General features: G+C 62.8%; 16 protein-coding genes, 5 tRNA genes and 1 riboswitch. Of the genes, 6 read left to right on the top strand and 15 right to left on the bottom strand.

Features of this window, described 5'->3' with window-relative positions; all coding sequences use genetic code 11:
- Nucleotides 1–7: 7 nt before the first annotated feature.
- Nucleotides 8–1,210 (bottom strand): NAD(P)/FAD-dependent oxidoreductase, encoded by a 1,203-nt coding sequence (locus CHB99_RS09545; RefSeq protein ID WP_042124524.1) that lies wholly within the window; start codon nt 1,208–1,210, stop codon nt 8–10.
- 247 nt (nt 1,211–1,457) lie between these two features.
- Here CHB99_RS09545 and CHB99_RS09540 point away from each other — a divergent pair, with 247 nt between their 5' ends.
- Entirely contained in the window at nt 1,458–1,997 is a 540-nt protein-coding gene (locus CHB99_RS09540) for an RrF2 family transcriptional regulator (RefSeq protein WP_042124523.1), read from the top strand.
- On the opposite strand, the gene CHB99_RS09535 is transcribed toward CHB99_RS09540, so the two are convergent.
- On the bottom strand, nt 1,998–2,687 hold the full coding sequence (locus CHB99_RS09535) for a TraX family protein (RefSeq protein ID WP_042124521.1): 690 nt from the start codon (nt 2,685–2,687) through the stop codon (nt 1,998–2,000).
- A 243-nt stretch (nt 2,688–2,930) separates the two neighbouring features.
- On the opposite strand from CHB99_RS09535, the gene CHB99_RS09530 reads away from it, so the two are divergent.
- Nucleotides 2,931–3,614 (top strand): response regulator transcription factor, encoded by a 684-nt coding sequence (locus tag CHB99_RS09530; RefSeq protein WP_042124519.1) that lies wholly within the window; start codon nt 2,931–2,933, stop codon nt 3,612–3,614.
- A gap of 44 nt (nt 3,615–3,658) precedes the next feature.
- Nucleotides 3,659–5,641, top strand: a complete 1,983-nt coding sequence (locus CHB99_RS09525; protein WP_167335856.1) for a sensor histidine kinase — start codon at nt 3,659–3,661, stop codon at nt 5,639–5,641.
- Here CHB99_RS09525 and CHB99_RS09520 read toward each other — a convergent pair.
- The 3 genes from CHB99_RS09520 to CHB99_RS09510 form a co-directional block, all read right to left on the bottom strand.
- Nucleotides 5,616–7,661 carry a pentapeptide repeat-containing protein gene (locus CHB99_RS09520; RefSeq protein ID WP_042124515.1) on the bottom strand — a complete coding sequence of 682 codons (2,046 nt, stop codon included), beginning with the start codon at nt 7,659–7,661 and terminating at the stop codon, nt 5,616–5,618. The genes CHB99_RS09525 and CHB99_RS09520 overlap by 26 nt on opposite strands.
- A 282-nt stretch (nt 7,662–7,943) precedes the next feature.
- A complete protein-coding gene (locus CHB99_RS09515; RefSeq protein WP_042124512.1) occupies nt 7,944–8,288 on the bottom strand; it encodes a hypothetical protein in 345 nt (114 codons plus the stop codon).
- A gap of 130 nt (nt 8,289–8,418) precedes the next feature.
- Nucleotides 8,419–8,495, bottom strand: a tRNA-Arg gene (locus tag CHB99_RS09510).
- Between the two features lie 294 nt (nt 8,496–8,789).
- Here CHB99_RS09510 and CHB99_RS09505 point away from each other — a divergent pair.
- A complete protein-coding gene (locus CHB99_RS09505; protein WP_141137276.1) occupies nt 8,790–8,987 on the top strand; it encodes a hypothetical protein in 198 nt (65 codons plus the stop codon).
- Here CHB99_RS09505 and phnN read toward each other — a convergent pair.
- Nucleotides 8,972–9,577 carry a phosphonate metabolism protein/1,5-bisphosphokinase (PRPP-forming) PhnN gene (gene phnN / locus CHB99_RS09500; RefSeq protein ID WP_042124660.1) on the bottom strand — a complete coding sequence of 202 codons (606 nt, stop codon included), beginning with the start codon at nt 9,575–9,577 and terminating at the stop codon, nt 8,972–8,974. The genes CHB99_RS09505 and phnN overlap by 16 nt on opposite strands.
- Nucleotides 9,578–9,919: 342 nt before the next feature.
- Here phnN and CHB99_RS09495 point away from each other — a divergent pair, with 342 nt between their 5' ends.
- A complete protein-coding gene (locus tag CHB99_RS09495) occupies nt 9,920–10,246 on the top strand; it encodes an Arc family DNA-binding protein (RefSeq protein ID WP_003254499.1) in 327 nt (108 codons plus the stop codon).
- A 125-nt stretch (nt 10,247–10,371) separates the two neighbouring features.
- Here the strand turns inward: CHB99_RS09495 and mgtE are convergent, their stop codons facing one another.
- The 8 genes from mgtE to alaS form a co-directional block, all read right to left on the bottom strand.
- Nucleotides 10,372–11,814 carry a magnesium transporter gene (mgtE, locus tag CHB99_RS09490; protein ID WP_042124508.1) on the bottom strand — a complete coding sequence of 481 codons (1,443 nt, stop codon included), beginning with the start codon at nt 11,812–11,814 and terminating at the stop codon, nt 10,372–10,374.
- A 373-nt stretch (nt 11,815–12,187) separates the two neighbouring features.
- Nucleotides 12,188–12,264, bottom strand: a tRNA-Arg gene (locus CHB99_RS09485).
- 76 nt (nt 12,265–12,340) lie between these two features.
- Nucleotides 12,341–12,417 (bottom strand) — tRNA-Arg (locus tag CHB99_RS09480).
- A gap of 75 nt (nt 12,418–12,492) precedes the next feature.
- Nucleotides 12,493–12,569, bottom strand: a tRNA-Arg gene (locus CHB99_RS09475).
- Between the two features lie 108 nt (nt 12,570–12,677).
- Nucleotides 12,678–12,768 (bottom strand) — tRNA-Ser (locus CHB99_RS09470).
- 72 nt (nt 12,769–12,840) lie between these two features.
- Nucleotides 12,841–13,029, bottom strand: coding sequence for a carbon storage regulator CsrA (gene csrA, locus CHB99_RS09465; RefSeq protein ID WP_002554426.1), 189 nt, complete (start codon nt 13,027–13,029; stop codon nt 12,841–12,843).
- 180 nt (nt 13,030–13,209) lie between these two features.
- Entirely contained in the window at nt 13,210–14,445 is a 1,236-nt protein-coding gene (locus CHB99_RS09460) for an aspartate kinase (protein WP_042124501.1), read from the bottom strand.
- Between the two features lie 87 nt (nt 14,446–14,532).
- Nucleotides 14,533–17,157, bottom strand: a complete 2,625-nt coding sequence (alaS, locus tag CHB99_RS09455) for an alanine--tRNA ligase (RefSeq protein ID WP_042124499.1) — start codon at nt 17,155–17,157, stop codon at nt 14,533–14,535.
- Between the two features lie 227 nt (nt 17,158–17,384).
- A riboswitch (FMN riboswitch) is annotated at nt 17,385–17,538 on the top strand.
- A gap of 98 nt (nt 17,539–17,636) precedes the next feature.
- Here alaS and CHB99_RS09450 point away from each other — a divergent pair.
- The gene (locus CHB99_RS09450) at nt 17,637–18,134 is read left to right on the top strand and encodes a 6,7-dimethyl-8-ribityllumazine synthase (RefSeq protein ID WP_042124497.1); all 498 of its coding nucleotides are present in this window, start codon (nt 17,637–17,639) and stop codon (nt 18,132–18,134) included.
- Nucleotides 18,135–18,218: 84 nt separating this feature from the next.
- Here CHB99_RS09450 and astE read toward each other — a convergent pair whose 3' ends face one another.
- The gene (astE, locus tag CHB99_RS09445) at nt 18,219–19,229 is read right to left on the bottom strand and encodes a succinylglutamate desuccinylase (protein WP_042124495.1); all 1,011 of its coding nucleotides are present in this window, start codon (nt 19,227–19,229) and stop codon (nt 18,219–18,221) included.
- Nucleotides 19,230–19,236 lie beyond the last annotated feature (7 nt).

Raw genomic sequence — 19,236 nt, 5'->3', positions numbered from 1 at the left:
AGAGGTATCACGCAATCGGAATCAACGGATCCGCCGCCGCCAACGCCACCGCCCGCTCGGCCACCGGCGGATAGATCCACACCGTGTTGATCTGCGTCTTCAGTTGCTTGGCTTCTTCGCGCACCAGTTTCACCTGGCGATCCCAGCCCTCGGTGTACACCGCGCCCCAGGCGCCAAGGTCGAGGCAGGTGACGTACTTCGGCTGGCTGTAGGCGATCGGCTCGACCCCGAGCAACTGCGCCGCGACGTTGTTACCGGCATAGCGGCCGAGCATGATCGCGTGCTGGCAGGTCATCAGCACATGGTTGCCCAGGTCATCGCTGGCCGCATGCGCGGTATCGCCGCTGGCGTAGATGTCCTCCTGGCCGATCACCTTGAGATTGCCGTCCACCTTCAGCCGCCCCAGGCGATCACGTTCGCCGGGAATCTGCGCGGTCAGGTCGCTGGCCTTGACTCCGGTGGTCCAGATCACCGTGGCGGCGGCGATGCGCTGGCCATCGGCGAGGGTCACGCCCTCGGCATCCACCGCCTCCACCGACGACTTCAACTGCCATTGCACGCCCAGCTCGGCGCTGGCCGCGGCGATGGATTCGGCGATCTCGGCGCCCATGGAGGTGCCGATGGCCTCGCCGCGGTCGACGATCACCACGTTCACCTCGGCATCCTCACCCAGCACCGCACGCAGGCGCGCCGGCATTTCCATCGCGGTTTCGATACCGGTGAACCCTCCCCCGGCGACCACCACCGTATTGCGCGCCGCCGTGTGCGGACGCCGGGCCAGCGCGTTCAGGTGCTCTTCGAGGCGCACGGCTTCTTCCAGTTGATCGACATCGAAGGCGTGCTCGGCCACGCCGGCCATGTCCGGCCGCGCCAGCCCGCTACCGGTGGCCAGCACCAGCTTGTCGAACCGGCTGATCGCAACATCGCCCCGGGCGTCGCGGTATTCGACCTGCTTGCCGGCAACGTCGATGCGTTGCGCCACACCCTGGATGAAGCGCACGCCCACCGCGTCGAACAGTGCACCCAGCGGCGCGGCCAGCTTCGCCGCGTCGGCTTCGTAGAAGCGCGGCCGGATGCGCAACTCGGCCTGGGGTGCGAGCACGCTGACCTGGATATCCGAGCGCCCTTGCCGGTCCAGCAGGCGGACGGCGCTCAGGGCGCTCCACAGACCGCCGAAACCGGCGCCGAGAATGAGGATGTGCTGCGTCATGGTGTTGCTCCGTAGTGAGGAAGGCGTGCTTCAATAACTGCGACTTTATTAGTCGTAGTTTTAAAAAACAAGCCGCCGTTCATCGACCGCCCCGTCGGCGCGCCCCAAAAACCCATTGAACACCCGTGAATTCAAGGCTAATGGCGCCAGCAAAAAATTTTCGCACAGCGCTGCGGCGACCACCGGCTTTGCCCGAGACAGCAATTCGCTGCTAGTATTTGCGACCAGTTCAGTCGGAGATAAGCGGATGTCGCTTTACAGCGCGGGAGTGGAATACGGCATTCACTGCCTGATATTCCTGGTCGGTGACGGCGGTGAAAGCCGCGATGCCAGCGTGCGCGACCTGGCCGAGTTGCAGGGGGTGCCGCAGGACTACCTGGCGAAGATCTTCACCAAGCTGGCCAAGGCGCGCCTGGTGGCCGCCACCGAAGGCGTGCGCGGCGGCTTCCGCCTGGCCCGTCCCGCCGACGAAATCACCCTGCTGGACATCGTCACCGCCATCGACGGGCGCAAGTCGATCTTCGACTGCCGCGAAATCCGCGGGCGCTGCGCGCTGTTCGACGGCGAGCCGCCAGGCTGGGCCATCGAGGGTCCGTGCGCGGTGCATGCGGCGATGATCACCGCGCAGAAGCGCATGGAAGAGGCCCTGGCCCAGCAGACCGTGCTGGATCTGGCGCGCAAGGTCGGGCGCAAGGCCCCCAGCGGTTTTTCCGCACAGGTCGGCGACTGGATGAGCGGACGCCGGGAGAAGAAAGGCACGGGCGACATTCCGCTGACCGAGGTCTGATCAGAGGCTCGCCAGCTTGATCAGCGCCAGATGCAGCGGATAGAACCACCAGGCCCAGCGCCCCACCGGCGCGACCCGCGCCGGCCATTCGCGGCGCAGTAGCTCCAGCCCCAGCGGCACGCTGAGAAACGCCACCGCCATGACCAGCAGCGAAATCCCCTGCAGCGGATGCTGCGACAACCAACTGTTGGTGAGATTGCCCGCCACCGCGAACACCCCGCCCAACCAGAACAGACGCCCATCCCGCAGCGCTACGAGCAAGGCCGCGGGCAGCAGGACGCCGGGCAGGCCGTACATCAGCCATTCATGACCCAGCGTCGCCACGAACGCCGCCGCCAGCGCCAGCACAGCGGCCGTGCGGGTGCGCAGTTGCACGCCCCAGGCGACCAGCAGCCCCAGGCCCAGGGTCGGCATTACATTGAGCGTCTGCGAGCCGTTGTCGAGCCAGCGGTAGGCCAGCTCCGAGAGCAGTGAAAAGCCGAGGAAACCGTACAGATAGCCGACCTTCAGCGTCTTCGAGCGGGCCACGTTGGCGGCCATCGCCAGGCAGAAGAACGGAAACGCCAGGCGCCCGCTGACGAACAGCCAGTCCTGATCCGGCCAGAGATAACGCAGGTGGTCGCCGACCATGGTCACGATCGCCAGCCACTTCAGCAGGTCGAGGGATGTCGAGCGGGACGCGGTGTTCATCGACACGGGTCGCTGCGGCAAGTGACCGGTGTGTTCGGTTCACGGTTCATGAGGTTGTCCTGTTTCGTCCAGTCGTTGCGTCGAGCCAGATTCTGTGTTCCCGGGCAAACCTGCAAGTGATCCGCGCCCTGCCCGGGAGGACCATGGTTCACCCCTTGCTGACTTCCCGATAAACTGCGCGACTGCCCGGCACGCCCGCCGACACTCCATTCACGCCGTTGCGGCTGGTGCCGAACCCGACAGATGCTCGAACTCATCCTGCTTGAAGACGAACCCGCGATCGCCGGGGAGCTGGCCGAATTTCTCGGCGACTGCGGCTACGTGGTGACGCTGGTGCACGACCTGGCCGGCTTTGCCCGTGCATTCGACGCGCGGCGCCATCACCTCGCGGTGCTCGATCTGGGCTTGCCGGACGGCGATGGCCTGGACCTGATCCAGGGCCTGCGCGAACAGGGCTGCGCCCTGGGCATCGTCGCCTTCACCGCACGCGGTACCAGCAGCCAGAAAGTGCAGGGATTCCATGCCGGTGCCGACCATTACCTGAGCAAGGGCTGCGACCTGGACGAACTCGCGGCGGTGCTGTGCGCCCTGGTCCGTCGCCTGGACCTGGGGCAGCAGAGCGCCGCCTGGCGCCTCGACACCCGGCCACGGGAGCTGACCGCCCCCAACCGGCAGGTACTGCGCCTGTCCAATCAGGACACGCTGGTGCTGCATCGCCTGATGACGGACGCCTGCGCCACGGTCAGCCGCCGGCAGATCGTTGAAGCGCTGGGGGAAGACTGGCTCAGCTATGATCTGCGTCGCCTCGATACCCAGATTCGCCGCCTGCGCCGCAACGCGGAGCAGGCGACCGGCCTGGAGCTGCCGCTCAAGACGCTGCGCAACAATGGCTACTGCTTCTACGAGCAGGTGCTGATCACCGAGTGAGGCAACCTGCCTGACCGCCCATTTTCCTGCTGATGGCTCCCACGATGCGTCGATCGTTGCTCTGGCTGTTCTGCCTGCTTCTGGTAGCGTTGCGCGCTCCGGCCGCGCCGTTGCCGCTGGACAACGACAGCCAGGTCGCGAGCGGCTTTCTCGAACGTCTCGACGACCCCGACGAGCGCCTGGATGCCACCGCCGCCCTGGCGTCGCCCGACTGGCAGGCACTGCCGCGCTCCCTGAGCGCAGGCTTCGTTTCCGGGGTGGTCTGGCTGCGCCTGCAAGTCCGCAGCGGGCCCGACTCACCCTCGCGATGGATGCTGATACTGAGCAACTCCCTGCTCGATGAGGCGACCCTGTTCGACATGAGCACCAGCCCACCCCGCGCCCTGTCCGGCGGCGAGGCACTGGGACGCCAGCACTGGGCGGTGGACTACCGCTCACCGGCATTCCCCCTGGTCCTGCAGCCCGAGCAGCCACGCACCCTGCTGCTGCGCCTGAAAAGCAAGAATGCGCTGTCGGTGAACGTACGCCTCATGCCCAGCGATCGTCTCGCCCACAGCATGGCCATGGAATACCTGGGGTTCGGCCTGTACTTCGGCATCTGCCTGGTCCTGATCGTTTTCCACAGCGCCTTCTGGCGCATGACCCAGGCCCCCGAGAGCGGCTGGTACCTGGCCTATGTCAGCTTCTGCGTGATCGTGGAACTCCTGACCCTGGGCCTGCCCCAGCAGACGCTCGCCCTGCCCATGGGCATCAGCGACACGCTGCTGGGTTGCGCCCTGGGCCTGAGCCTGCCGGTGGGCATGATCTTCACCCTGCGCCAACTGCGCTTGCCTGGTCATGCACGGCTGCAGCGCGGCCTGGTCCGGGCCAGCCTGGTGATCGGCACGACCTCGGCCCTGCTGGTGCTGAGCGACCACTACCGGATCGGCGCCCCCCTGCACCAGATCACCGTACTGCTGAGCATCCCGTTCTTCATCGGCCTGGCCCTGTGGTCGATGGCCCACGGGCATCGACCGGCACGCGCCTTCCTGCTGCTGTTCGGCATCTACTACGTCGGCATCGCCATCAGCTTCCTGCGCAACCTCGGCTTTCTGCCGGCGACCTTTTTCACCGACAACGCCGTGGCCCTCGGCGCGCTGCTGCACATGCTGCTGATGAGCCTGCGCATCATCCATCACTACCGCTGGCTGCAACGCCAGACCCGCCGCGCCGAGACTGCCTTCAATACCTTGATCCAGCAGCAGAACGTCGAGCTGGAACGGGAGATCGGCGTGCGCACTCAGGCCCTGCGCGAAGCGCTGCACCACGAACAGCAGATGCGCGAGGAGCAACGCGACTTCGTGGCCATGGTTTCCCATGAGTTCCGCACGCCATTGGCGATCATCGGCACCTCCGCGCAGCAGATGATCCGCAACCTGGCGGCATCGCCAGAACGCAACGAACAGCGCTGCCGCACGATCCACCAGTCCTCGAAGCGCCTGATGGCGCTGGTCGACGACTATCTGCAGCACGACCGCATCGAGGAGCACGCAACGCAAGCGCGCTGTGCCGAACATGACCTGGGCGAGCTGCTCGACGGCTGCCTGGAAGATTTCCCGCCCGGCCGCATCCGCCTCTTGCAGCACGGCGCGCGGCGCACCCTGGTCTGCGACTTCGGCCTGCTGCGAGTGGCACTGCGCAACCTGCTGGCCAACGCCGATCGGCATGCGCCGGCGGCGTGCCCGATTCTCCTGGAAATCGCCGAAAGCGCCGATGGCGTGCGCATCCGCGTCCTCAACGACGGCGCGGAAATTCCCGCCGACCAGGCTCCCCTGCTGTTCCACAAGTACGTCCGCGGCAGTCAGGCGCAGCACTTGTCGGGGGTCGGGCTGGGCCTGTACCTGGTCAAACGCATCGCCGAACTGCACGGCGGCAGCCTGGTCCTGGAAAGCCGCGGCGAGCAGCGTCTCATCTGTTTCTGCCTGGAGCTGCCACAGCCGGCGGACTGCACCGACGCCGGGATCAGGACAAGCGTGGCATCGCCGTGAAAAACGCTTCGCAGTCGAGGATGCCGGCGCTCACGGCCTCCTTCAGGTAACCGGCCGGCCCGATGCTGTGCTCGGACATCGCCTCCGCCAGCTGGCCGGTGGCGTTGAACGCCACCCCGGACGGATACATCGGCCAGTCGCGCATCAGCAGCGGCCCCATGCCGAACACCTGTACCCAATGCCCGCGCCGGGCCAGGCGAAAACGCGAATAGCCGAACGGACCGACGATGCCCGCGCTGGTCGACGGCCGCACTTGCGGGTCTTCGCTCGCGCGGATGCTCGCCGTCGCCGACAAGCCATACCCGAACGCCTGGAACTCGGCGATCAACAGAACATCGGGATGCTCTCGTTCCAGGCTGGACGACACCGACCAGGGCAGGACGAACAACGCGTCCGTATCCCCCTCGCCATCGAACACCTGCAGTTGCCCGTCGATCTCGCGCACCGTGTAGACCCGAGAGTCGCCAGGCTTGGCAACGTCGCGATCGTCGACCGACCAGAAGCGCCCCAGTTCCAGGCCCGGTGCGGCGCCCAGCGGATAGCCGGCCATCGCGAAGCGCGGGGCCATCACGGCGAGGCCGGCGGGGCCGAGGTCATCCCATACCGACGGCGGCAAGGTGAACAGCGGTACCCCCTGCTCCAGCGACACGCTGGCATTGATCAGCCGGGCATCCACCAGCGTGCTGCCGCTGAAATCGACGCCCTGGATCTGCGCACCTTCCAGGGAAAATGCCCGCGCGCCGCCGTCCGCCTGGAGGGCGCAACCAGCGATCCGCGCATCGACCAGGACACTGCCGCTCAGGTCGGCACCACTGAGAAATGCCCCGGACAGGTCGAGCGACACCAGCAGGCTGTTGCTCAATGCCGCCTCGTCGAGGTCGGCGTGATCGAGCGTGGCCTGCTCGCCACACCACTGCACGGCGCGCAGATCGACACCACCGAGATGGGCCCCGGAGGCGCGGGCATTGGTGCAGATGGCCTTGTACAGAACCGCCGGGCGCACGTTTGGGTCGATCTGGAAGACATCGATCGCGGTGGCTGTGCCGAGCAGCAGATAGCCTTCGTTGCGCTCGCCGAGTTGCCAGCGCCGCCCCGGCACCAGCGTGCGCATCACAAGCCCCGGCGGCAACGCTATACCGCTGTCAAGGAAGGCCGCCAGCAAGGTCTCGTCTGCCTGGCCGCTGCCCATATTGTCGGCATGGCTCAGGGGCAGGCTGAACAACCGCACCTTGGCATCCAGCTGCGCCTGATGCAGGTCGGCGTCGGAAAAGTTGGCGGCGGTGAAGTTGGCATTGCCGCCGCGGATATGCTTCAGCGAACAGCGTTTCAGGCTCGCCTTCAGCGCGAAGACATCCCTCAGATCGGCACCGTCCAGCACCGCGTCGTCGAATGACACCCCGTCGAGCCGCGCCCCGCGGAAATCAGCGGCGGTCAGCGTGCAAGCGGAAAAGTCCGCGCCGCGCAGGCTGGCGCCGGTAAAGCGCGCGCCGGTGAAATCCACCGCCGCGACACTCGCGCCGTCCAGCACGACATGGGTCAGGTCCACGCCGCGCCCTTGCTTGCTGGCTGTAAGCATGGCCAGCGAGGGCGTGACGAGCGTCGGTTCGAACCGCGATTCGGCGGCGCTCTCTCGATCGATGGTCAACAGCGCCTGCGACGCTTGCGGGCAGAACACCACGGGCAGCCAGTTGCCCTCGACCAGCACCTCCCAGGCCTGCCCCGGACGCTCGCCCGTCAAGCGCAGGGTCGCGGCCGCGGCCAGGGCGTTGTTCAGGGTCAGGTTACCCGTCGTGGGGTCGATGCCGATCCAGCGCTGGTCGATCTGCAGACGAGCGCTGCCGTCAGGCGATTGGTAAACGCTGACGAGCGCCGCCTCGGCCTCGGCGAGCATGGCGGGAAAAGAGCGGCGCTCGTGCTCGCTGTGCTGCCGTTCGAGAACGGCCAGGCCTGCCTTGCGGCCCTGCGTCGGCGAAGTGAAGGAGAACTTGCCCAGGAACACACCCGGCGCCAGCGCGCTCACAGGTACACCTTGGCCATGGGGTACAAGCCGCCTGACTGGACAGGCCGCCGATCGAAATGCAGATGCTTCATTGCCATCTCCTGAGGGGTGAATACCTTCCTGAGCAATGGGCAATCCGTCGTGAAACATCCACTGGGGCGATTCAAGACCGCTCGAGGCGGTTACATCGGCAACGGCGCCAATGCGCGGCGCCAAAATAAACAGTGGCGCTGCGTTCTGTCTGCAATCGGTTTCTGAGGAAATCTGAGTGCCGGCCCGTGGCTGGCACGGCTCTCAGGACAACTAGCGCCTGCCGAGGTGCTGACGCGCCTGCTCGTGGCGAATGCAGCCGTCGTAGTAGGTCTTCTTCACCGATGCCGGCTGCAGACGACTGCGACTGGCGTAGGTCTGCTCAGTGATGCCGAGGGCCATTTTCGGCATCCAGGCGCGGGGGTATTTTCGTGCCTTGAGATTTTCCCGGGCTCGCCACAGGGTCGTTCCGGACAGCTTCGAGTGCTGGGCTGAGCGGGCAATGTCCGAGCCCCATCGGCACATCTCGATCTGCTGCTTGTTCAAGCCCTTGGCCTGCGCCGAAGGCGCCATGGAGATCAGCGCCAGCATCGCCAGCGCCACATAGTTGAATCGCATCTGGAAAACGTCTCTCTATCCATGAAGCGAAAAATGCTATGTGAAAACAGTGACTTGAAAGGGCCAGCATGCGGCGAGCGAGATGCGACGATGCCTGAAAGGGGCTGTTGAATGCGGGACAAGGGAGAGATGGTGTCCCAGGGCAGGTTCGAACTGCCAACCTTCCCCTTAGGAGGGGGATGCTCTATCCAATTGAGCTACTGAGACACGAAGCCCGGGCGAACGCCACACGGCAGAAGGCGTGCATGTTAACCAGCGGGAGGCCATTTGTCATGCCAAGGATCGGGCTTTTTGCCTGCCACGCTCCCCCCTGGACGCCCGTCGTTCGTGCATTTTGCAATACAGCATAAAGCCATCATTGCAGGATGCACGGAAACCATCTTTTCATAACGATCTAATTAATTGATTTATAAGGGTTTAATTAAGAAACATGGCTGGCACGGCACATGCTGGGAAAGAGACAACGGAATGCCCTCGATCCCACAGCCCGGAACCACAACCATGACTCACGCCCTGCTCGCACTCAACGCCCTGGCCCTCGCCACCGTGATTGGCATGAGCATGCTGCCCAAGGCGACGCCGGTTCATTCCCTCGACTACAGAACCTCAATGCCGGCTCATCCCGCCGTACTGGGCCAAGTACCGGAACAACGCCAGCAGCAGATCCCGCTACGCGAACACGATCACTTCTCGCTGTGAGCCACCAATCCCGCTTCATGCAACAGAGCCAGCAGCCGCTGCACGGCCTCATCCAGCGTGGTTGAGTTGTCCAGAGAGCGGACATCGTCCCCGAGGTCTGCAGGCACCAGGCGATTGCGCGCCAGCCGCTCCTCGATCTCTTGCGCACTTTCCCGGCCACGTCCCAGCAGTCGAGCGCGCAGGGCATCGGGGGTGACGCTCAGGAGAACCGGCACCAGGTCAGGGTAGCGTTCGCGCACCACTGGCAAATGCGCGCGGGAGCCATTGACCAATACCCAGTGCCCTTGCGCCAGCCACTCATCGATCTCCAGCGAAATACCGTAGCTCAGGCCGTTGGCCTGCCAGTCCAGGGCGAAGCCTCCCGCCTCGCGCAACACGGCAAAATACTGCGGGGTCACGCTGTGCGCCGCCTCCCCCACCGCTTCGGCGGAACGGGTTATCACCCGACGGGCGATCCTCACCCCCAGCGCCTGAAGCGCAGGGCGCGCCTGGTCGATCACACTGTCCTTGCCAGAACCGGAAGGCCCCATCAGGTAGATCAGTCTGCCGGTGGCATGTAACGGGCTCTCGCCCCTTGCGTCATGCTGCATAGCCACTATGCTCATAGATAGGAAAAGCCCCGGAATTTTAGGCGCTTTCCGTTACCTTTTTGTCTGTTGTGGATAAGAGTCAAAAAGGTGACTGAATCGGAAAAGAGGGTGAATCAAAACTTTTCAAACCAGTGCTCATTTCTGATAATTGGTACTGGCAAAAAGCCTCTACTCGGTTCAATATTTGTCACAGAATTGACGCCAAGGAACCGGCGATAATGAGGCATCATTGCGACCTCATTCACAATTCAGGTTGAACATTTGACCGCAACGGTGGTCGTAGTCTCCATCGCGCGGCCAATTTTCAAGAACCGCTTCCCCTGAACTAAACCGGTCAATTATATGCGCCCAATGAAACAGGCTATCTACTCAAGCCGCACCGCAGACAAATTCGTCGTCCGCCTGCCCGACGGAATGCGTGAGCGCATTGCCGAGGTTGCGCGTAACCACCACCGCAGCATGAACTCCGAGATCATTGCCCGCCTGGAACAGAGCCTTATCCAGGAAGGCGCACTGGGCGACGAGCTGAGCATGCGCCTGGACAGCCCGGAACTGTCCCTGCATGAGCGCGAGCTGCTGCAACGCTTCCGCCAACTGTCCCATCGCCAGCAAAATGCTCTGGTTGCCCTGATCGCCCATGACGTTGAAATGGCCGCGGACGCTTCCTGACCCCTCTTTTTCCTGAACTCGTTTCAGAACAGAACGCCCGATGCCCTGCATCGGGCGTTCTGCTTTGTGGCACCCACAAAAAAGCCAGCGCGAAGCTGGCTCTCTTGTTTTGGCGGAAGACCGAACTACAGCAGGAACAGCGTGGCCAGACCCAGGAAGATGAAGAAGCCGCCACTGTCGGTCACCGCGGTGATCATCACGCTGGACCCCATGGCCGGGTCGCGGCCGAGGCGCGTCAGGGTCATCGGGATGAACACCCCCATGAACGCCGCCAGGAGCAGGTTCAGCGTCATCGCCGCGGTCATCACCACCCCCAGTGACCAACTGCCATACAGCAGGAAGGCCACCACGCCGATCACCCCGCCCCAGATCAGGCCATTGAGCAACGCAACCGCCAGTTCCTTGCGCATCAGACGCGTGGTATTGCCAGGACTGACCTGATCCAGCGCCATCGCGCGAACGATCATGGTAATGGTCTGGTTACCGGAGTTGCCGCCGATACCCGCCACGATCGGCATCAGCGCCGCCAGGGCGACCAGCTTCTCGATCGACCCTTCGAACAGGCCAATTACCCGCGAGGCGACAAAGGCGGTGATCAGGTTGATCGCCAGCCATGCCCAGCGGTTACGCAGAGAGCGCCAGACCGAGGCGAAGATGTCTTCTTCCTCGCGCAGACCGGCCATGTTCAAGACTTCGCTTTCGCTCTCTTCACGAATCAGGTCGACCATCTCGTCGATGGTCAGACGGCCGATCAGGCGGTCGTTCTTGTCCACCACCGGGGCGGAGACCAGGTCATAACGCTCGAAGGCCTGGGCAGCGTCGTAAGCATCCTCTTCCGGGTGGAAGCTGACCGGGTCGTCGGCCATCACCTCGGCTACCTGCTTGTCCGGGTCGTTGACCAGCAGACGCTTGATCGGCAGCACACCCTTGAGAATGCCGTCGTAGTCGACGACGAACAGCTTGTCGGTATGACCTGGCAGCTCCTTGAGCCGGCGCAGGTAACGCAGAACCACTTCCAGGCTGACATCTTCGCGAATGGTGACCATCTCGAAGTCCATCAGCGCGCCGACCTGCTCCTCATCATAGCTCAGCGCCGAGCGCACGCGCTCGCGTTGCTGGGCATCGAGGGTTTCCATCAGTTCGTGGACGACGTCGCGAGGCAGCTCGGGGGCCAGGTCGGCCAGTTCGTCGGCGTCCATTTCCTTGGCGGCGGCGAGCAGCTCGTGATCGTCCATGTCGGCGATCAGGGTCTCTCGGACCGAGTCGGACACTTCGAGAAGGATATCGCCGTCGCGCTCGGCCTTGACCAACTGCCATACGGTCAAGCGGTCATCCAGTGGCAGTGCTTCGAGAATATGGGCGACGTCGGCGGAGTGCAGGTCATCGAGCTTGCGCTGCAGCTCGACCAGGTTCTGCCGGTGAACCAGATTTTCCACGCGGTCGTTGTGCGCACCTTCCTGACGATGAGTCAGGTCTTCGACCACACGCTGCCGATGCAGCAGCTCGACCACCTGTGCCAGGCGGTCCTGCAGGCTTTCCTGCGTTTTTTTTGCTTCGATTTCAGTCATAGGCGAACTCCACTCCCAGCAGCGGAGCACGCCGGGAGGATCAATCAGTCAAATCGTGATTGGCAAAACAGGCTTTTAAGTAACTACTGGGTAAGTCCATGGTGGTATTCCACAAGCCCCGGCGGGGCTGACGGGCGCAATCATACACCGCTTGCGCTGCCAGGGGCTGAAAATATCGGTGAAAACAATCGTTTGCGAACGTTACACAGGCAAACTGCCGTATCCATCAATGCGACGGCCAGCGCCCGGAAAAGAGCACATGCGCCTTTGAAAAACTAGCACGCGCAGTCGATGTCTGAATGACAATTCATTTATCGGGATCAACGAATCGCAGAAAAAAAAAGCCCGCCATGAAGGCGGGCTTTTCATCTTATGGTGCACTCGACAGGATTCGAACCTGTGACCGCTCGGTTCGTAGCCGAGTACTCTATCCAGCTGAGCTACGAGTGCAAGGTTGGCGCTTGATGAACCAGATCACCTCTGGTGTATCCGAAACAACTTCCAGAGGAAACGGCTTCTTGGATTATGGTGCACTCGACAGGATTCGAACCTGTGACCGCTCGGTTCGTAGCCGAGTACTCTATCCAGCTGAGCTACGAGTGCAGGGTTGGTACTTGATGGACCAGATCACCTCTGGTTGAAACCGAAGCAACTTTCAATGAAACTTGCTTCTTCGTATGGTGCACTCGACAGGATTCGAACCTGTGACCGCTCGGTTCGTAGCCGAGTACTCTATCCAGCTGAGCTACGAGTGCATTTGAAGCCGCGCATTATAGTTCGCTAAATCGTTTTGGCAATCACTTTTTCGTTTATTTTCAACTACTTAGTGATTCATGCCAGATTACAGCGCCCTACATGAATAATGGCGGAGAAGGGGGGATTCGAACCCCCGATACCCTTGTGAGGTATACTCCCTTAGCAGGGGAGCGCCTTCGGCCACTCGGCCACCTCTCCGCAACACGGGGCGTATAATAACCAGACCCTTCCCCGTTTGCAAACTCTTTTTTGAAAAAAAAACGATAAAAATTAATGGCTTGGTTCTTCGTCCTTCTCTTTCTTGATCCGAAGGTAGATTTCTTCACGGTGTACGGCCACTTCCTTGGGGGCGTTCACACCGATGCGCACCTGGTTTCCTTTGACGCCGAGCACGGTCACGGTGATTTCGCCATCGCCAATGATCAGGCTTTCGGCACACCGACGAGTCAGAATCAGCATACGTTTTTCCTCACGGGATTCAGTTCAGGGACAACAGTCTGTAAATAAAGGAGGCTTGCGACCCGCAACCAGGACGGTTGTCGAGCTGTAACTCAGTATTGACCAGCATGACCGATATGGCGGGCGCCGCAGCGGTCGAATAAAGAAGGGTGCGGCAGACCGCACCCCAGGGGACAACGCTTACTCGCCCTGACGGGCCGGAGCGTCCAGCTCGAAGGCGGTATGCAGAGCGCGTACAGCCAGTTCCAGGTATTTCTCTTCGATGACCACGGAGACCTTGATCTCGGAGGTGGAGATCATCTGGATGTTGATGCTCTCCTTGGCCAGGGCTTCGAACATGCGGCTCGCCACGCCCGCGTGAGAGCGCATGCCGACACCGACGATCGAGACCTTGGCGATCTTGGTGTCGCCGATCACTTCACGGGCGCCGATTTCGCTGGCGGTGTTTTCCAGCACCTGCTGCGCCTTGGCGTAGTCGTTGCGGTGCACGGTGAAGGTGAAGTCGGTGGTGTTATCGTGCGAAACGTTCTGCACGATCATGTCGACTTCGATGTTCGCGGCGCTGATCGGGCCGAGGATCTTGAAAGCCACGCCCGGGGTGTCCGGTACGCCACGGATGGTCAGCTTGGCTTCATCGCGGTTGAAGGCGATGCCGGAAATGATCGGCTGTTCCATGGATTCCTCTTCATCAATGGTAATGAGGGTACCCGGACCCTCCTGGAAGCTGTGCAGCACGCGCAGCGGAACGTTGTACTTGCCGGCGAACTCGACGGCACGGATCTGCAGGACCTTGGAACCGAGGCTGGCCATTTCCAGCATCTCTTCGAAGGTGATCTTGTCCAGGCGCTGGGCCTGGGACACCACGCGCGGGTCGGTGGTGTAGACACCGTCCACATCAGTGTAGATCTGGCACTCGTCGGCCTTCAGGGCCGCCGCCAGGGCCACGCCAGTGGTGTCGGAGCCACCGCGACCGAGGGTGGTGATGTTGCCTTGCTCGTCGACGCCCTGGAAACCCGCGACCACGACCACGCGGCCGGCCTTGAGGTCGCCACGGATCTTCTGGTCGTCGATTTGCAGGATGCGCGCCTTGTTGTGCGCGCTGTCGGTGAGGATCCGCACCTGGTTGCCGGTGTAGGACACCGCCGGAATACCACGCTTGATCAGCGCCATGGCGAGCAAGGCGATGGTCACCTGCTCGCCGGTGGAGACGATCACATCCAGTTCACGCGGAACCGGCTGATCGCTGATCTGCTTGGCAAGGTCGATCAGGCGGTTGGTTTCGCCGCTCATCGCCGACAGCACAACCACCAGGTCATCGCCAGCTTCGCGGAATTTCTTGACCTTTTCGGCAACCTGCTCGATTCGCTCGATTGTGCCGACCGAGGTACCGCCAAATTTCTGTACGATCAACGCCATTTCAAAGCCGCCTCAGCCCGTGAAGGGCACCCAATAAACAAAACACAACGCCGACGGCCCGTCACTAGACGACGGGCCGTCGGCGCCTCAGACACCCTGCTCTACGAAAGGCACGGTCAGGGCCAGTGCACCGTCCAGCGCCGCGGCGTCCACGCCACCGCCTTGCGCCATGTCCGGACGACCACCGCCCTTGCCGCCCACCGCCGCAGCGGCTTGCTTCATCAAATCCCCGGCTTTGAGTTGACCGGTGAGGTCCTTGGTCACGCCAGCGACCAGTACGACCTTCTCTTCGTGGACACTGCCGAGCAGGATCACTGCGCGGCCGAGCTTGTTCTTCAATTGATCGACCAGGGCCAGCAGGGCCTTGCCGTCCTGACCATCGAGACGCGCGGCCAGCACCTTGACGCCCTTGACGTCCACGGCGCTGTTGGCCAGGTCGTCACCGGCGGCACTGGCGGCCTTGGCCTGCAACTGCTCCAGTTGCTTTTCCAGCTGGCGGTTGCGTTCGAGCACCGCCGACAGCTTGTCGATCAGGTTGTCGCGACTGCCTTTGACCAGTTGCGCGGCTTCCTTCAGCTGCTCTTCGGCAGCGTTCAGGTAAGCCAGGGCAGCCGCGCCGGTGACCGCTTCGATACGACGCACACCGGATGCCACGCCACCTTCGCTGACGATCTTGAGCAGGCCGATATCACCGGTGCGCTTGGCGTGGATACCGCCGCACAGCTCGACCGAGAAGTCGCCACCCATGCTCAGCACGCGCACGCTGTCGCCGTACTTCTCGCCGAACAGCGCCATGGCGCCCTTCTGCTTCGCGGTGTCGATATCGGTCTCTTCGGTCCGAACCTCGGAGTTCTTGCGCACTTCGCGGTTGACGATCTCTTCCAGGGCCTTGATCTGCTCTGGCTTGACCGCTTCCGGGTGGCTGAAGTCGAAGCGCAGGCGCTGGCTGTTCACCAACGAGCCTTTCTGTTGTACGTGCTCACCGAGCACCTGACGCAGCGCGGCATGCAGCAGGTGGGTGGCGGAGTGGTTGAGCGAGGTGGCGTGCTGCACGTCGGCATCGACCTTGGCCTCGACCTGGGCACCGACGCTCAGGTTGCCGCTGGCGATCACGCCGTGGTGCAGGAAGGCACCACCGGTCTTGGTGGTGTCGCGCACGTCGAAGCGCGCGGCGCCGGCCTGCAGGTAGCCGGTGTCGCCGATCTGGCCGCCGGATTCGGCGTAGAACGGCGTGCGATCGAGGATGACCACGCCCTCCTCGCCTTCACCCAGTTGCTCGACGGACTGGCCGTCCTTGTACAGGGCGACGATCCTGGCGCTGCCTTCGGTGGTGCTGTAGCCGGTGAACTCGGTGTCCATGTCGACCTTGACCAGGCTGTTGTAGTCCAGGCCGAAAGCGCTGGCGGAACGGGCGCGCTCGCGTTGCGCTTCCATTTCACGCTCGAAGCCGGCTTCGTCGATGCTCAGCTCGCGCTCGCGGGCGATGTCGGCGGTCAGGTCCATCGGGAAGCCGTAGGTGTCGTACAGCTTGAACACCACTTCGCCCGGGATGACGTTGCCTTGCAGGTCGACCAGGTCCTGTTCGAGGATCTTCAGGCCCTGCTCCAGGGTCTTGGCGAACTGCTCTTCCTCGGTTTTCAGCACGCGCTCGATGTGCGCCTGCTGGGCCTTCAGCTCAGGGAAGGCTTCGCCCATCTCGGCCACCAGGGCGGCGACGATCTGATAGAAGAAGCTGCCCTTGGCACCCAGCTTGTTGCCGTGACGGCAGGCGCGGCGAATGATGCGGCGCAGCACGTAGCCACGACCTTCGTTGGACGGCACCACGCCGTCGGCGATCAGGAAGCCGCAGGAACGGATGTGGTCAGCCACCACTTTCAGCGAAGGCTGGCCTTCGTCGGTGCAGCCGATGGCCTTGGCCGAAGCGACCAGCAGGCTCTGGAACAGGTCGATCTCGTAGTTCGAGTGCACGTGCTGCAGCACCGCGCTGATCCGCTCCAGGCCCATGCCGGTGTCCACCGACGGCGCTGGCAGCGGGTGCAGAACGCCGTCCGCGGTGCGGTTGAACTGCATGAAGACGTTGTTCCAGATCTCGATGTAGCGATCGCCGTCTTCTTCCGGCGAGCCGGGCGGGCCACCCCAGATGTCGGCACCGTGGTCGTAGAAGATCTCGGTGCACGGGCCGCACGGACCGGTGTCGCCCATGGTCCAGAAGTTGTCGGAGGCGTACGGCGCGCCCTTGTTGTCGCCGATGCGGACCATGCGCTCGGCCGGCACGCCGACTTCCTTGGTCCAGATGTCGTAGGCTTCGTCATCGGTCGCGTAGACGGTGACCCAGAGCTTTTCCTTCGGCAGGTTCAGCCACTTTTCCGAAGTCAGGAAGGTCCAGGCGAAGGTGATGGCGTCACGCTTGAAGTAGTCGCCGAAACTGAAGTTGCCCAGCATCTCGAAGAAGGTGTGGTGACGCGCGGTGTAGCCGACGTTTTCCAGGTCGTTGTGCTTGCCGCCGGCACGCACGCACTTCTGGCTGCTCACGGCACGGGTGTAGGCGCGCTTTTCCTGGCCGAGGAAGCAGTCCTTGAACTGGTTCATGCCGGCGTTGGTGAACAGCAGGGTCGGGTCGTTGCCCGGAATCAGGGAGCTGGAGGCGACTCGGGTGTGTCCCTGCTCTTCGAAGAATCGAAGGAAGGCTTCACGGATTTCTGCGCTTTTCATAGGTTCTTCCACGGAAACGGCGGCCTGAGGCAAAAGTGCGCGTCAAATGACGAAAACGACGGCAAAGGGCCGCATTATAGCTAGCCTGACTGGCAGGTGTAGTGGCTTTTATACGCTGCTGACACGCATTCAGGATGAAATGCATGTTAATCGGGTCTATTTAGTTAGCAGGCTATACGTTCCGTCGGAAACTATGTTACAAAAAGCGCCGCCATCACCCGTGATGGCAACGTTCTCAGGGCGGGGTGCAATTCCCCACCGGCGGTAATTGCGCGCAATGCGCATAGCCCGCGAGCGCTTGCAGGCACGCGCCTGCAAGGTCAGCAGACCCGGTGTGATTCCGGGGCCGACGGTCACAGTCCGGATAAAGAGAGAACGGGATAGGCACTGTTGTGTCCGTTCGTCCGCAACAAGTCCGCGGCGACCCATCCCCTTCGATCCAGTTGCCCTGTTTCTCATGCAAACAGGAGTCCGTTTCAATGCAAGCAACCCCAATCGGCCACGGCAACGAGCGCATCGCTTTCGTACAAGCCTGCTGGCACAAGGATATTGTCGATCAGAGCAAGAAAGGTTTCGTCGAGGAGATGGCCAAGCATGGCTATCAGGCCGGTGATATTGATTTCTTCGAGGTCGGTGGCGCATTCGAGATCCCGCTGCACGCCAAGCTGCTGGCCCGTGGCGGCCGCTACGGCGCCATCGTCGCCGCCGGCCTGGTGGTGGATGGCGGCCTGTACCGTCATGAGTTCGTCGCCCAGGCGGTGATCAATGGGCTGATGCAGGTGCAGCTGGAAACCGAAGTACCGGTGTTCTCGGTGGTACTGACCCCGCATCACTTCCATGCCGGTGACGAGCACCAGAAGTTCTTCTACGAGCATTTCGTGCTGAAGGGCCAGGAGGCGGCGAATACCTGTGCCGATACGCTGCTGAAACTGCGCGCGTTGCGGCGCAATGAAGTGCCGCAGAAAGTGGCGGTCTGACAGAGTGATCCTGGGGGACCGCTTTGCGGTCCCTTCGCGGGCAAGCCACGCTCCTACGGGGGATGTGCGGCTGCAAAGCAGTCCCTAAACGCCCAAGCCCTCAGTCGAGGCCGGGACGATCAGGATCCCCGCCCGCAGCCCGTTCTTCACCTTGGGATTGGGGAAGATGATCCGCGCCCCCTCCTCCTCGACGATCCAGCGCGTATCCGCCAGATCCTCCGCCAGCAGGTAACCGCGGGACAACTCCGAGAAGTTCTCGATATCCGCCGGCAGGTGCAGGTGGAAAGCGTCGCTGTGCTTGATGATTTCGCGGGCGACGCTGAACAGTTGCAGGCCGTCGAGTTCACCTGCGTGTTCCGGCTCGGTGCCCTCGATGATCTGGATCAGCCGCGCTTCCAGACGCTCCAGGTTGACCTGCTGGTTCTGCCCGAACGGCCGCGCCTTGCCCAGCTCCAGGGTGAAGGACTCGGCCTCCAGCTTTTCGTAGGTGTAGGCGGTGAAGGTGATCGAGGTCTTGCTCTGCAGCAGTACCGCTTCCATGCCGGCGGCACGCAGGCGGGCCAGTTCGCGACGGGAATGCTGGCGCCCCTCTTTATAAGGGTAGAGCGCGAACTGCTCGATCTTCGACCCGCGAATGGCGGTGTGCAGGTCGTAATGCAGCCGGGTGCGCCCCGGCACGCTGAAGAAGGTCGCTGCCAGATGCTCCAGGTCGCCGGCGCGCAAGGCTTCCGAACCGCTGGTCAACTCATGACGGCCATTGAACAGGCGATTGACGTCCTGCTCGAGGTAACGCTCGCCGCGACGGATCGCCTCGGGATTGCCGAACAGGAACAGGATCCGCGCCCGTGGCTGGACTTCGCCCTTGGCGATGCGCCCCAGCAGGTCATCGAGCAGCTCGATCGGCGCGGTTTCGTTGCCATGGATACCCGCGGACAGAAGAATGTCCAGGCCGCTGTCCCGCGCTTCCGGCGGACGGACTTCCAGCGCGCCCTCGGCCAACCAGCGCAAACGCACGCCTTGAACTGTCGTCTGGGTCTTCTCGGCCGGTTCGCGACCGGCCAGGGTCAGATCAAGGAGTTTGCCGAGGGCGAGCATGGTGTCG

Origin of the sequence: Pseudomonas japonica, assembly GCF_900188455.1 — a bacterium.
Lineage (GTDB): Bacteria > Pseudomonadota > Gammaproteobacteria > Pseudomonadales > Pseudomonadaceae > Aquipseudomonas > Aquipseudomonas japonica.
The sequence above is the reverse complement of the archived record's forward strand: the minus strand, read 5'-3'. Positions and strand labels throughout refer to the sequence as shown.

What these genes read in the sequence shown, in the direction of transcription:
- mgtE (WP_042124508.1), bottom strand. Translation starts at nt 11,814, where the DNA reads ATGACTGAAATCGAAGCAAAAAAAACGCAGGAAAGCCTGCAGGACCGC.
- CHB99_RS09535 (WP_042124521.1), bottom strand. Translation starts at nt 2,687, where the DNA reads ATGAACACCGCGTCCCGCTCGACATCCCTCGACCTGCTGAAGTGGCTG.
- CHB99_RS09515 (WP_042124512.1), bottom strand. Translation starts at nt 8,288, where the DNA reads ATGCGATTCAACTATGTGGCGCTGGCGATGCTGGCGCTGATCTCCATG.
- CHB99_RS09545 (WP_042124524.1), bottom strand. Translation starts at nt 1,210, where the DNA reads ATGACGCAGCACATCCTCATTCTCGGCGCCGGTTTCGGCGGTCTGTGG.
- csrA (WP_002554426.1), bottom strand. Translation starts at nt 13,029, where the DNA reads ATGCTGATTCTGACTCGTCGGTGTGCCGAAAGCCTGATCATTGGCGAT.
- CHB99_RS09460 (WP_042124501.1), bottom strand. Translation starts at nt 14,445, where the DNA reads ATGGCGTTGATCGTACAGAAATTTGGCGGTACCTCGGTCGGCACAATC.
- CHB99_RS09530 (WP_042124519.1), top strand. Translation starts at nt 2,931, where the DNA reads ATGCTCGAACTCATCCTGCTTGAAGACGAACCCGCGATCGCCGGGGAG.
- CHB99_RS09525 (WP_167335856.1), top strand. Translation starts at nt 3,659, where the DNA reads ATGCGTCGATCGTTGCTCTGGCTGTTCTGCCTGCTTCTGGTAGCGTTG.
- CHB99_RS09450 (WP_042124497.1), top strand. Translation starts at nt 17,637, where the DNA reads ATGCAAGCAACCCCAATCGGCCACGGCAACGAGCGCATCGCTTTCGTA.
- CHB99_RS09505 (WP_141137276.1), top strand. Translation starts at nt 8,790, where the DNA reads ATGACTCACGCCCTGCTCGCACTCAACGCCCTGGCCCTCGCCACCGTG.
- astE (WP_042124495.1), bottom strand. Translation starts at nt 19,229, where the DNA reads ATGCTCGCCCTCGGCAAACTCCTTGATCTGACCCTGGCCGGTCGCGAA.
- phnN (WP_042124660.1), bottom strand. Translation starts at nt 9,577, where the DNA reads ATGCAGCATGACGCAAGGGGCGAGAGCCCGTTACATGCCACCGGCAGA.
- CHB99_RS09540 (WP_042124523.1), top strand. Translation starts at nt 1,458, where the DNA reads ATGTCGCTTTACAGCGCGGGAGTGGAATACGGCATTCACTGCCTGATA.
- CHB99_RS09495 (WP_003254499.1), top strand. Translation starts at nt 9,920, where the DNA reads ATGCGCCCAATGAAACAGGCTATCTACTCAAGCCGCACCGCAGACAAA.
- alaS (WP_042124499.1), bottom strand. Translation starts at nt 17,157, where the DNA reads ATGAAAAGCGCAGAAATCCGTGAAGCCTTCCTTCGATTCTTCGAAGAG.